Source organism: Micromonospora andamanensis, from assembly GCF_016863495.1.
Taxonomy (GTDB): domain Bacteria; phylum Actinomycetota; class Actinomycetes; order Mycobacteriales; family Micromonosporaceae; genus Micromonospora; species Micromonospora andamanensis.
Map to the genome: position 1 here is coordinate 157116 of NZ_BOOZ01000002.1, position 13335 is coordinate 170450.

Consider the following 13335-nt stretch of genomic DNA (forward strand, 5'->3'; position numbering starts at 1 on the left):
GAACGACTCGTTCATCGATGGTGGGCCGTGGACCATGTCCACCGCCCACGTACCGCCCCCGTGCCCCCTCACGAAGGCGAACGTCGTGCCCGTCGCGTCTGTGTTCCGTGCCGCCCCGTTCCGGGCCACCGCCCACCGTCCGATCCTGCCGGAGATCTGCGTACTCGCGGTCGCCGCCTTGCTTGTCGCCCTCGGCGCGGCCGGTCCGGTGCCCGCGCTCGCGGTGGTGGCGCTCGCCGGTGCGGCCGCCTCCACACTGGCCGGGGTGCGGCTGTCCCGGTTGACCCTCGGCCCCGACTCGCCTCCCGACGGCCCACCCGCCGGACGGCTGGCCCGCCGTCGGGCGGCGCGTCCGCGTCGGGCTGCCGCCCTGCTGCACGCCGCGGTGGTGACCGCCGGCCTGACCGCGGCGGTGCTACCGCTGGCCTCCACCGGATACCGACCGGCGGCCGCCGTGACCGGGCTCGTCGGCACCACGGCGCTGCTCGGTGGCGGTCTGGTCAGCCTCCCGCACCTGTCGCGCGCGTCGGTCCGGGCCTGGCTGCACCGCCTGCTCGACCAGACCGCGCCGGGCGTCTGCCTGGTGCTCACCGCCTGGCTGCTACTGCCGTACGCCGGGGTGACGGTTCCGGTGCGGCTGGCGGTGGCGGTGGTCCTGGGCCTGCTCGCCGTGGCCGCCCTGGCCGCGCTGACCGGGGCGGACCGCGACAGCGGTACCGCCCGTTGTCGCGGTGGCGCCGCCCTGACCCTGTTCGCCCTGGTGCTGCTGGCCGCGCTGCCGGCCGGGCCGGTCGCCGGGCGGGCGGCACTGCTGGCCGTACCGCCACTCGTGGTCGGCGTGCTGCTTGTCGCTGCCGGAGTCCGGCAGGTGGCCCAGGTCGAGACCACCCGGCAGAGCCCGCTGCGCTGGCCGAGGGCGGTGCTTCCACCTGTCGCTGTGGTGTTCGCCGTCGTCCACCAGTTGCAGGCCGGCCTGCTACCCGACCGTACGGCGGTGCTGCTCGCGCTCGCCGTGGTCCCACCGCTGGTGATGCGCGAGCTGTTCGGCACCGCCTCGACCGGGCCGGACGTGCCGGCAGCCACCGACCCGACTCCGCGGCCCCCGGCGGCACCGACAGCCACCGACTCGGCTGGCCCGGCCGGTCGCGTCGCCCTGCTGCGGGCGTTGGCGGCCCGTCCCGAACCGGTCCGGGGCGCCCTGCTCGTGGTCGACCTGCACCTAACCGAGCTGCCCGGCCGGCTGGTGCGCGACGACGTGGCAGCCGAGGCGGTCCGCCGGGCCCGCGCCGTGGCAGCCGACGAGGACGAGGTGTTCGACCTGGCCGGTAGCGGACTCGCGGTGGTCAGCGGGTCCGGGCCGGTGCTGGCGTACGCGCTGGGCGCCCGGCTGCTCACCGCGCTGAGCCGACCGTACGAGGTCTCGGGGGCGGTGCTGCGGTCGCGCCCCAGCGTCGGGCTGGCCGAGCTGGGGCGGGGCCGGCCGGAGGACCTGCTCCGTCAGGCGGACCTGGCCCGTCGGCGCGCGGCCCAGCTCGGCCGGGACCGGGTCGAGTGGTACGACGCCTACCTGGAGGAACAGCTGGTCCGCCGGCTGGACCTGGAGCGGGAACTGCCCGGCGCGGTCGCCCGGGGCGAGTTGGATCTGGTCTACCAGCCGGTGCTCGGCCTGGCCGATCGGGCTCCGGTCGGTACGGAGGCGCTGCTGCGGTGGCGCAACCCGGTACTCGGCACCGTGTTTCCGGCGGAGCTGCTCCCGGTGGCCGAGGACCTCGACATCATGAGCGAGCTGGGGGTCTGGGTGCTGGACCGCGCCTGTCGACAGTTGGCCGACTGGACGGTGGGCGGCCGACGACTCTGGATGGCGGTGAACGTCACCACCCGGGAACTCACCTCACCGGATTTCGTGCCCCGGACGGCGGCGGTGCTCGAGGCGTACGGGGTGGGGCCGGACCAGTTGGTGATCGAGGTCGCCGAGCCGAAGGTGGCCGCCGAGCTGCCGACAGTGGTGGCCCGACTGGCCGGCCTGCGCTCGATGGGCATTCGCACAGCCCTTGACGACTTCCGGGCCGAGCACGCCTCGCTGGCCCAGCTCCGGCGGCTACCTATCGACCTGCTCAAGGTCGGGCCGGAGGTGGCCACGGCGAGCGGTGACCCGCACCGTCCCCTGCTGGACGTGGTGGTCACGGTGGCCGAGCGGCTGGGCCTTGAGGTGGTGGCCGAGGAACTGGAGTCGGCGCACCAGGTCGACGGGGCGCAGCGGGCCGGGTGCCGGTACGGCCAGGGTTTCGAGCTGGCCCGGCCGGCGACCGCCGAGCGGGTCGAGGCGTACTTCGAGGAGTTTCCGTCGACCTCACGCTGACCGGCGCTGCTGCTTAACCGTTTCATCTGCTTGTGCTGGGGGCGGGCCGGTGCTGCCGCGTGGGGTCAGGTGGGGAGTCTCGTCCTCCAGCCCGACCGTCGGGGCTCCCTCGATTAGCTGCAGCAGCTGGCGCGCCGCGTGCCCCCCGTAGGCGGGAATGTCCCGGCCCAGTGCGGTGAGCGGCGGGTGCACCAGCCGGCACAGCGGGGAATCGTCCCAGGCCACGATGGACAGGTCGGCGGGGACCGCGAGCCCCATCTCCTGGGCTACCGACAGCCCGGCGATAGCCATCACGTCGTTGTCGTAGATCATCGCGGTGGGGCGGACCCGGGAGCTGAGCAGCCGCCGGGTGGCCCGCCCCCCCTCTTCGCCCGTGTAGTCGGAGGAGGCGGTGACCGCGTCGGCGAGACCGAGACGCCCGCACACCTCGGTGAACGCCTGGGTACGGATCGCGGTGTGCTGCAACTCGGGCAGGCCGCCGACCCGGGCGATGCGCCGGTGACCCAGGGCGTAGAGGTATTCCACGGTCTCCACGAGTGCCGCCGCGTCGTTCGACCAGACACTCGGCAACCCGCCGGTACCTGTCGGACCGCCGATCACCACGGCCGGCAGGCCCAGTTCCTCAAGCACCGGTACCCGACCGTCGTCGGTCCGCAGGTCGCAGACGAGCACACCGTCGACCCGCCGTTCGCCCCACCAGCGCCGGTAGACCGCGATCTCGGCGCTCTGATCGGCCACCACCTGGAGGGTCAGCGCGTACGACCGGGCGGACAGCTCCGCCTCGACGCCACTGATCAGCTCCATGAAGAAGGGCTCGATGCCGAGGGTGCGGGCCGGTCGGGCGAGGATCAGGCCGATCGCGCGGGCGGTCGCGCCGGACAGGGCGCGGGCGGCGCTGCTCGGGCTGAACCCGATCTCGGCGGCGATGGCGAGGATGCGCTGCCGGGTCGCCTCGGAGACGCCCGGTTGCCCGTTCAGCGCGTACGAGACCGCGCCCTTGGAGACCCCCGCCCGCCGGGCGACGTCCGCGATCGTGGGCCGCTTCACCGGCGTACGTCCTCCTGAACCAGTTCGTCCTGCCGGCCGCATCGGTGGCGCGGGCGGCGTTGGACACGCTACCCGTCCGCCCGCCGGTGCGGCGGTACGGGGATGCTCGCCACCTGCCGGGTGTCGGAGCTTGTTCGGTTCAGTCTACGGGAGCGGCCCGTCCGGATCTTCCCTGGTCGCCCTGGGACGTACTGGCCGTCTGCGCAGAACCGTGCGGTGGCAGGCGATTTCACGCCCCCAGGTAGAGCTGAGGTTACGGATCTGGCTCGGCCTTAATCCGTCGTTGACACGGTGGGAGCACGCCCGTACGGTGGCCTCACTTATCCGGTTCAGTCAACGTTCCTCGATCTCTGGAGCGTTCTCAATGGTCTCGGAGGATGGGTCATGACACGGTCTACGCCTCGTTGGCTGCGGGTGGCAGCCGTAGGTCTGACGGTCGGTTCCCTGGTCGTGGCGTGCAGCGGGCGCAGCACCCAGGGTGGCGGCGACAGCGGTGGCACGGTGACGCTGACGATCAATTTCTGGGGCGACTTCGGCCTCACCGACCTGAAGGCGAAGTACGAGGCGGAGAACCAGAACGTCAAGATCGCCCTCAACTCGGGCGAGTACAACGCCCAGCACGAGGACCTGCAGAAGAAGCTGATCGCCGGGTCGGGCGCGCCCGACATCGCGGCCATCGACGAAGGCTTCATGGTGCAGTTCCGCAGCCAGGCCGACAAGTTCGTCAACCTGCTCGACTCCGGTGCCGGCAAGTACGAGACGAACTACCTGCCGTGGAAGTGGAAGCAGTCCCTGTCGGCCGACGGTGCCACTCAGATCGGTCTCGGCACCGACGTCGGTGGTCTGGCCATGTGCTACCGCACCGATTTGTTCGAGGCCGCCGGCCTGCCCACCGAGCGGGACCAGGTCTCCGCGCTCTGGCCCACCTGGGACAGGTTCCTGGAGGTCGGCCAGCAGTACACCGCCAAGACCAACAAGAAGTTCGTCGACAACGCGACGAACCTGTTCAACCCGATTCTGGGTCAGCAGCCTGTCGGCTTCTACGACGAGAGTGAGCAACTGCGCATGGAGGGCGGTCCGAAGGTCGCCTTCGACTACGCGGTCCGGGCCGCCGACGCCGGCCTGTCGGCCAACCTGACAAGCTTCCAGGCCGACTGGGACAAGGGCTTCACCAGCGGCTCCTTCGCCGTGCTGGCCTGCCCGGCGTGGATGCTCGGGCACATCCAGAACACCGCGCCCGGCACCAAGGGCAAGTGGGACATCGCGGCGGTGCCCGGCGGCGGCGGCAACTGGGGTGGCTCCTTCCTCACCATCCCCAAGCAGGGCAGGAACGTCGACGAGGCGTACAAGTTCCTGGAGTGGCTGATCCAGCCGGAGCAGCAGATCGAGGTCTTCAAGACGGTGGGCAACCTGCCGTCGCAGCCGGCGCTCTACGCCGACCCCGCGATCGCCGACTTCAAGAACGAGTTCTTCAGCTCCGCGCCGGTCGGCCAGATCTTCCCCAGGATGGCGGAGGGCCTGACGCCGCAGTACCTGGGCAAGAAGAACGGCCCCACCCGCGTCGCCGTGGAGAACGTGATCAACCGGGTGCAGAACGGCACGCTCTCCTCGGACGCCGCCTGGGCCGAGGCGATCAAGGAAGCCGAGAAGGCCAGCAGGTAACGCCATCGTGGGTGGCGCGGGTGCCTGGATGCCCGCGCCACCTCGGCTCCGGCCTGAAGTCCCCGTCGCCCCCGCACTGGAGTGCCCATGTCCACCACGCGCGCGGCCCCCGAACCGGCCACCCGCCGCCCCCGGCCCACCCCCGGCCGGTCGACGACCTGGCGCGATCGGCTGCACCGCTTCGACGTCCGGTACATGCCGTACCTGATGATCGCGCCGTTCTTCCTGCTCTTCTTCGGCTTCGGGCTCTTCCCGATGGTCTTCAACGGCGTGGTGGCGCTACGCCACTGGCGCCTGGACGACCCGGAACTGACCGGCTGGGCCGGGTTCGAGAACTTCAGTCGACTGTTCACCGACGGCGACTTCGGCAACGCCCTCTACAACACCTTCGGCATCTTCCTGCTCTCCACGGTCCCGCAGCTGCTGCTCGCGCTTGTCATCGCGTCGATGCTCAACCGCCGGCTCCGGGCCCAGACCTGGTGGCGGGTCAGCGCCCTGCTGCCCTACATCACCCCGATCACCGCCTCCACGCTCGTCTTCAACGTCTTCTTCTCCCGTGACCTCGGCATGGCGAACTGGGCGCTGGGCCTGATCGGCATCGGCACCGAGAACCCGATCGACTGGCGGGCCGACAAACTGCACTCCTGGATCGCCATCGCCACCATGGTCAACTGGAAGTGGATCGGCTACAACGCCCTGCTCTACCTGGCCGCGATGCAGTCCATCCCGCGTGACGTGTACGAGGCGTCGGCACTCGACGGGGCCGGCCCGTGGCGTCAGCTCTGGCGGATCACCGTGCCGATGATCCGGCCGGTGGTCATCTTCACGGTGGTGCTGTCCACGATCGGCGGGCTGCAACTGTTCACCGAGCCGATGCTGTTCGACCTCAACGCGCAGGCCGCCACCGGCGGTTCCGGCGGCGAGTGGCAGACCGTCGCGCAGCTGATCTACAAGGTCGGCTGGAAGGACCTCAACCTCGGCTACGCCGCCGCGATGTCCTGGGCGCTGTTCCTCATCATCCTCGTGGTCGCGGCCCTGAACACCCTGTTGACCAACCGCATCTCGGGGGGACGCAAATGAGCGAGCTGCTGGAGCGACCCCGACCGGCACCGTCGGCACCGCAGGGTGAACGCAGGCGGGCCGTGCTGCTGGGCCGGGCGCCGCAGGACACCCCGGCCGGCCTCTGGACCTACCTGTTCCTGGCACTGAGCACGCTGTTCGCGGCGTTCCCGCTGTACTGGATGTTCGTCATCTCCACCAGCACCGACGAGGCGACCTCTCAACTGCCACCGGTGGTGCTCCCGGGTGACCAGTTCCTGGTCAACCTGGACGAGGTGTTCTCACTCCAGGACGTCTACTTCGCGGCCTCCCTGGTGAACAGCGTGATCGTGTCGACGGTGGTCACCGCGTCGGTGCTGTTCTTCTGCTCGTTGGCCGGCTTCGCCTTCGCCAAGCTGCGGTTCCGAGGCAGCAGACCGCTGATGCTGTTCGTGATCCTGACTCTGACCGTGCCCAACCAGCTCGGCGTGGTCGCGCTCTACATCGTGATGGGCAAGCTGGGCTGGAACGGCACCCTGCTGGCGGTGATCGTGCCCGGCCTGGTCACCGCCTTCGGGGTGTTCTACATGCGGCAGTTCATCGTCAACACGGTGCCTGACGAACTCGTCGAGTCGGCCAGGGTGGACGGGGCCACCACCATGCGGGTCTACTGGAACATCGTGTTGCCGGCGGTGCGGCCGGCGCTTGCGGTGCTCGGCCTGCTGACCTTCGTGGCCACCTGGAACGACTTCCAGTGGCCCCTGATCACCCTGAACGGCACCGACTATCCGACCTCGATGGTGGCCATCTCCGACCTGGCCAGCGGCAACTACGTCATCTACCGCCGGGTGCTGGCCGGTGCGTTCGTGGCCACCATCCCACTGTTGATCATGCTTGTCATCGGCGGTCGGCAGATCGTCCGGGGAATCATGGAAGGCGCGGTGAAGTCTTGAGCGACGCGCGGGGGACCGGTCCGATCCGGCTGGCGCTGCACGACGGGTGGACCATGCGGGCGATGCAGGGCCAGCAGGTGCCACCCGAGATCGACGGGGCGACGGTGCCGGCCACCCTGCCGGGCTGTGTGCACACCGACCTGCTGGCGGCCGGGCTGATCCCCGATCCGTACCTCGACGACAACGAGACGGCGCTGGCCTGGATCGGGCGCACCGACTGGGTGTACGAAACCACCTTCGACCGGCTGCCCGGCGACCACTCCCGCCTCGACCTGGTCTGCGCCGGCCTGGACACGGTCGCCACCATCACGCTCAACGGCGTCGAGGTCGGCCGCACCGAGAACATGCACCGGGGTCACCGCTTCGACGTCACGTCACTGCTCCGCGCCGAGGCCAACAACCTGGCCGTACGCTTCGACTCCGCCTACCGGTACGCCGAGGCGCAGCGGGACCGGCTCGGCGACCGGCCCAACGCGTACCCGGAGCCGTTCCAGTTCATCCGCAAGATGGCCTGCAACTTCGGTTGGGACTGGGGACCGACGCTCGTCACCGCCGGCATCTGGCAGGAGATCGCCCTGCACGGCTGGTCGGTCGCCCGACTGGCGGTGGTACGCCCACTTGTCACAGTCGACGGCGACACCGGCCGGGTGGAGGTGCACGTCGAGGTCGAACGGGCCGTCGACCGGCCGCTCACCGTGCGGGCGCAGGTGGCGGGGCAGCGGGCCGAGGTGACAGTCCCGCCGGGGCAGCGGTCCGCGGTGCTGGCTCTCACCGTGCACCGACCGGAACTCTGGTGGCCCCGGGGCCACGGCGCACCGCACCGCCACGAGCTGACGGTCACCCTGCACGATGCCGACGGCGACCCGCTCGACGAATGGCACCGCCGGATCGGCTTCCGGTCGGTACGCCTGGACACCACCCCCGACGAGCACGGTGCCCCGTTCGCGCTGTACGTCAACGAGGTGCCGGTCTTCGTCCGGGGGGTCAACTGGATCCCCGACGACGTCTTTCCCACCCGGGTCACCCGCCAGCGGCTGGCCCACCGCTTCGACCAGGCCGAGGCCGCAAACGTCAACCTGCTGCGCGTCTGGGGCGGCGGCCGGTACGAGTCGGAGGACTTCTACGACCTGGCCGACGAGCGTGGTCTGCTGGTGCAGCAGGACTTCCTCTTCGCCTGCGCCGCGTACCCGGAGGAGGAGCCGTTCGCCACCGAGGTGGCCGCCGAGGCCACCGAGCAGGTGATCCGCCTCGCGCCGCACCCCTCGCTGGTGCTGTGGACCGGCAACAACGAGAACATCTGGGGCTGGCACGACTGGGACTGGCAGGCACCCCTGGCCGGGCGTAGCTGGGGGCGGGGCTACTACCTGGACCTGCTGCCCGGCATCCTCGCCGCGCTGGACCCGACCCGCCCGTACTGGCCGGGCAGCCCCTGGTCGGGCAGCGAGAAGATCCACCCCAACCACCAGGCGTACGGCACCACGCACATCTGGGACGTGTGGAACACCGACGACTACGTCAAGTACCGGGAGTACCTGCCCCGGTTCGTCGCCGAGTTCGGCTACCAGGGACCACCGGCGTACGCGACGCTGCGCCGGGCGCTCTCCGACAACCCGCTCGCCCATGACTCACCCGGCATGGCGCACCACCAGAAGGCCGCCGACGGCGACCGGAAACTGCGCCGGGGACTTGACGCACACCTGCCCGAGCCGCGCGACTTCGACGACTGGCACTGGCTGACCCAGCTCAACCAGGCCCGGGCCATCGCCCTCGGGGTGGAACACTTCCGCTCCCACCGGGGCCGGTGCATGGGCACCATCCTCTGGCAGCTCAACGACTGCTGGCCGGTCACCTCCTGGGCGGCCATCGACGGCGACGGCCGCCGAAAACCCCTCTGGTACGCGCTGCGCCACGCCTACGCCGACCGGCTGCTCACCGTGCAGCCCCGCGATTCCGGGCTGGCTCTGGTCGCGGTCAACGACGGCGGGCAGCCGTGGCGGGCGTCGGCCACCGCCGTCCGGCTCACCCTGACCGGCGAGCCGAGGGCGAAGACCACGCTGGAACTGGACGTGCCCGCGCACTCGGCGGTGACCGTGGCGCTGCCGGACGAGGTGGCGCGGCCCGACGCCGCCGCCGACGAGCTGCTTGTCGCCGACACCGGCGACCCGACCGAACGGGCCTTGTGGTTCTTTGCCGAGGACCGCGACGTCCGATGGCCGGCGGCGGCCTTCGACGCGACAGTGGAACCGACAGACGACGGTCAGCGGGTACGCGTCACCGCCCGCACCATCCTGCGCGACGTGACGCTGTACCCGGACCGCCTCGACCCGTCCGCCGAGGTCGACGCGGCGCTCGTCACCCTGCTTCCCGGCGAGTCGGCGACCTTCACCGTGCGGTCGGCCACGCCCCTCGATCCCACCGCCCTCACCACTCGGCCGGTGCTGCGCTGCGTCAACGACCTGTGACACCACCACCGAAAGGAAAGCCGATGAGAAGGAGACTGGTCGGCGTACTGCTGGCCGTGGCCGGCCTGCTGGCCACCGCCGGTGCCGGGCCGGCGGGGGCGGCACCCCCACCGGCCCCGGCGGATGGCCAGGGGTTCGTGGTCCGCAAGGGTGACAGGCTGTTCGTCGACGGCAAGCCGTTCCGGTTCGCCGGGACGAACAACTACTACCTGATGTACAAGTCCCGGACGATGGTCGACGACGTCTTCGCCGACGCGAAGGCCGCCGGGTTCACCGTGCTGCGGCACTGGGGATTCCTCGACATCGGCACCCCGGGCGGCACCGACTCGGTGCACGGTCCCGCCGACGGCGTCTGGTTCCAGTACTGGGACGGCGAGAAGCCCGCCGTCAACGACGGCCCGGACGGCCTCCAGCGCCTCGACTACGTGCTGTACGCGGCCCGCCAGGCCGGCGTCCGGGTGGTCATCCCGCTTACCAACAACTGGCGCGACTTCGGCGGCATGGACCAGTACGTGCGCTGGCGCGGCACCGAACACCACGACGACTTCTACACCGACCCGGTGATCCGGGGCTGGTACCGCGACTGGGTGTCGCACCTGCTCAACCGGGTCAATCCGCTGACCGGGGTGGCGTACCGGGACGACCCGACCATCATGGCCTGGGAGTTGGCGAACGAGCCGCGCTGCAAGGGCTCCGGGGTCTACCCGGCGTCGCCGGAGTGCTCCACCGACACCATCACCACCTGGGCCGACGAGATGAGCCGGCACATCAAGTCGATCGACCGCCGACACCTGGTCGGCGTCGGCGACGAGGGCTTCTTCTGCGACGGTCCGGACGCCGGGCACTGGACCGTCAACTGTGGCGAGGGTGTCGACTCGATCGCGCTGAGCCGGCTGCCCGCCGTCGACGTGCTCGGCTACCACCTGTACCCGGACCACTGGGGCACCGACGCCGACTGGAGCGTGCGCTGGATCGAGCGGCACAACCGGGAGGCGAGGCGGATCGGCAAGCCGGCGGTGCTCGGCGAGTTCGGCTGGCACGACAAGGCCACCCGCAACCCGGTCTACAAGCGCTGGACCGACACGTTCATCCGCACCGGCGGCACCGGACTGATGCACTGGATCCTCTCCGGCATCTCCGACGACGGCACCCTCTACCCGGACTACGACGGCTACACCGTCTACTGCCCGAGCCCGGTCTGCACCACGTTGAGCAACGCGGGCGAGACCATCAGGCGCGGGTTCCGGCCGCGCCCGCCGGTCGCCGACCACGACACCGCTGTCACCGAGGCCGGCACGCCTGTCACCCTCACCCCGACGAGCAACGACATCGCGTACGCGGCAACCGTCCGGCCATCCACACTCGACCTCGATCCAGGCGTACGTGGACAGCAGCGCGCCGTCTCCGTCACCGGTGGCCGTTTCGCGCTGGGCACCGACGGCTCGGTCGAGTTCACCCCGGCCGACGGGTTCCAGGGCCGGGCCGTCGCCTCGTACACGGTCAAGGACACCGCCGGCCGGCGGTCGAACGTCGCCGAGGTGACAGTCACCGTCAAGCCCGCACCCGGCGCTCCGATCGTGCTGGCCTCCTGGGAGACCGGCCTGGAGGGTTGGGCGCCCGGTGACTGGCAGCCCGACGCCGGCACCCTGGCGCCTACCGACACCTTCGCCACGGCCGGCGCGTACGGCCTGCGGGTCAGTGCGACAGGCGGCGGCTGGTTCGGGGTGAGCCTGCCCGAGCCGGTGGACCTGTCGGCGAAGGGTGTGCTCCGCTACGACCTGCGCACCTCGGCCTCGGCGGGCACCTCCACCTCGATCGCGGTGCAGACCGGTGCCGGCTGGGCCTGGTGCCAGTCGGCGTTCGGCTGGGTCGGGGAGGGCACGACCACCACCGTGGAGATCGATCTGCTGACCCAGATGTCCTGTGACGCCTCGGCCCTGGCCGACGTCCGGGGCATCCTGATCTGGGTCAGCCCCGGGGTGCACGACCTGGACCACCTGCGCGCCGAGTAGGCCGCACGGTTGGGGTACCGGGCCGGCGCGTGGTCCCACGACGCGCCGGCCCGGTAGCCGTGGCTGCCGGTCCTGCTCGCACCGCAGGGCCGACAGCGGCAGGTGTCAGGCGCAGAGCGGGTCGCTCGTGTACTTCGTGCCGGACGCCGTCACGACCTCGCCCACCGCGCAGACAGTCATGTTCTGGCCGTAGAGCTGGTCGCCGTAGTACTGGTTGCCGGTGCCGCCGTACCAGTCGGTGGTGGCGCTCGGGTTGGCCCGGGTCACCCGTACCCGGACGGTGTTGTGCGGGCTGACCCGGTTGGAGATCCGGCCCCAGTTGGTCTTGCAGGTCTCGCTCCAGCGCAGCTCCACGACGGCGAGGGTGGTCGAGCCCTGCATGATGTACTTCGGATACTGCGTGGCGTTGCGGGCGTTGGCCGAGCAACCCGTGTCGATCGGGTCGGTGCCGTCGCAGCCGTGTCCACTACAGGTGGCGGCGCTGGCGGGGGTCGCGACCAGCAGGCTGGCCGCGATGAGGGTACCGGCGGCAGCGGCGGCCAACCGGCGGGTGTTCCGGATCATCGTGTCTCCTGACGTCTGGTGGGCTGTGCCAGTCCCGGATTCGGCTTCTCATCTCTACCGTCCGTCGACACTGATCTCTACGCTGTGTCGCGTCGGACAATGAATCGCGGTTCTGGTCAATCAATTCGAGGAGCGGCCCATGGCCCGGGCGGAACGCCCCCTGGACCCCACCGCCGACCCGCTCCAAGCGTTCGCCGCCGACCTGCGGACGCTGCGCGACCAGGCAGGCCGCCCCACCTACCAGGCCCTCGCCCGGCGGGCCCACAGGTCCGCGAGTTCGCTGTCCGAGGCGGCTGGCGGGCGGAGACTCCCGACGCTTGACACGACGCTGGCGTACGTGCGGGCACTCGGCGGCGACGAGGCGGAGTGGACCGAGCGGTGGCGTACCGTCGCCGGCCGGGTCACGGCGGAACAGGGACACGCCACCCCGACCAGCCACCGCGACGGTGGGAGCGAGACGCCGGTCGGGGCTGCGGTATCCGTCACTGCGCCGCCCACCGCCGCGGGGTCCGGTGCTGCGGGGCCTGGCACGGCACCGCCCGTCGCTGCGGGTCCTGCCGCCGCCGGACCGGACGGCCAGGCACCGGCTGGTCCGCCCACCAGGGCAGGTGATGCCAACGTGCGACGCCCGCTCGTCGGCCCGGGCCGACGCACCGCCCGAGCGGTGTTCGCCGGGGCGCTGGTGCTGACCGGGCTCGCCGCGGTGCCCTGGCTCGCCGGAGGGTTCGGCAAGCCGGAGGCAGGGCCGACCTCCGCACCTGCGGCCGAACCGACGACAGTGACGGTGGGCGTCCGCGACGGTGCCGACCCGAAGGACGCCGGGTGCGCCGCCGATGCCGATGTGACCACCCTGGACAGTGCCGCTGTGCTCCTCGACGAACGGGTGATCGGCACTGTCGAGTTGCGCTACTCACCGGCCTGCGGCGCGAGTTGGCCCCGGTTCATGCCGGTGCCCGGCGGCGCGGACGCCGTACCTCGGCCCGCCAGCATTCAGCTCACCGTGATCGACGGTGACCAGCCGACCCGGTCGGCGGACTTCGCCATGGACTACGGCGGCATCTCCACCTTCGGCAACCTGCTGACGAGTACCCGGAGCTGCGTCTACGGACAGGTGCAGCTGTCCGGGACGGGATGGCGCTCGGCCCTGGGCCGCACCGGCTGTTGGCGCGGCGCGACCCAGATCCGTCCCGTACCGTGAGGCGGCCCGACCGGCACCGGGTTCACCGTCGACAGGTACT

General features: G+C 71.0%; 9 protein-coding genes. 7 read left to right on the forward strand and 2 right to left on the reverse strand.

Annotated elements, in window-relative coordinates; genetic code table 11:
• The first annotated feature begins 85 nt into the window (after positions 1 to 85).
• Entirely contained in the window at positions 86 to 2359 is a 2274-nt protein-coding gene (locus Van01_RS01315) for a bifunctional diguanylate cyclase/phosphodiesterase (protein ID WP_239098804.1), read from the forward strand.
• On the opposite strand, the gene Van01_RS01320 is transcribed toward Van01_RS01315, so the two are convergent.
• Complete coding sequence (locus tag Van01_RS01320) at positions 2351 to 3448, reverse strand: LacI family DNA-binding transcriptional regulator (RefSeq protein WP_203998119.1); 1098 nt, start codon at positions 3446 to 3448, stop codon at positions 2351 to 2353. The genes Van01_RS01315 and Van01_RS01320 overlap by 9 nt on opposite strands.
• Positions 3449 to 3790: 342 nt before the next feature.
• Here Van01_RS01320 and Van01_RS01325 point away from each other — a divergent pair, with 342 nt between their 5' ends.
• From Van01_RS01325 to Van01_RS01345, 5 genes are all read left to right on the forward strand, one after another.
• Entirely contained in the window at positions 3791 to 5068 is a 1278-nt protein-coding gene (locus Van01_RS01325) for an ABC transporter substrate-binding protein (protein ID WP_203998122.1), read from the forward strand.
• An 87-nt stretch (positions 5069 to 5155) separates the two neighbouring features.
• Positions 5156 to 6148: a carbohydrate ABC transporter permease gene (locus tag Van01_RS01330; protein ID WP_203998125.1), complete on the forward strand. Its 993-nt coding sequence runs from the start codon at positions 5156 to 5158 to the stop codon at positions 6146 to 6148.
• Entirely contained in the window at positions 6145 to 7059 is a 915-nt protein-coding gene (locus tag Van01_RS01335) for a carbohydrate ABC transporter permease (protein WP_203998128.1), read from the forward strand. Before Van01_RS01330 ends, Van01_RS01335 begins: the two co-directional genes overlap by 4 nt.
• A gap of 53 nt (positions 7060 to 7112) precedes the next feature.
• Entirely contained in the window at positions 7113 to 9521 is a 2409-nt protein-coding gene (locus Van01_RS01340) for a glycoside hydrolase family 2 protein (protein ID WP_203998913.1), read from the forward strand.
• Positions 9522 to 9544: 23 nt separating this feature from the next.
• Positions 9545 to 11533, forward strand: a complete 1989-nt coding sequence (locus tag Van01_RS01345) for a cellulase family glycosylhydrolase (protein WP_203998131.1) — start codon at positions 9545 to 9547, stop codon at positions 11531 to 11533.
• Between the two features lie 105 nt (positions 11534 to 11638).
• Here Van01_RS01345 and Van01_RS01350 read toward each other — a convergent pair whose 3' ends face one another.
• Positions 11639 to 12097, reverse strand: coding sequence for a DUF2690 domain-containing protein (locus tag Van01_RS01350; protein ID WP_203998134.1), 459 nt, complete (start codon positions 12095 to 12097; stop codon positions 11639 to 11641).
• A 139-nt stretch (positions 12098 to 12236) separates the two neighbouring features.
• On the opposite strand from Van01_RS01350, the gene Van01_RS01355 reads away from it, so the two are divergent.
• Positions 12237 to 13295 (forward strand): helix-turn-helix domain-containing protein, encoded by a 1059-nt coding sequence (locus Van01_RS01355; protein WP_203998138.1) that lies wholly within the window; start codon positions 12237 to 12239, stop codon positions 13293 to 13295.
• Positions 13296 to 13335 lie beyond the last annotated feature (40 nt).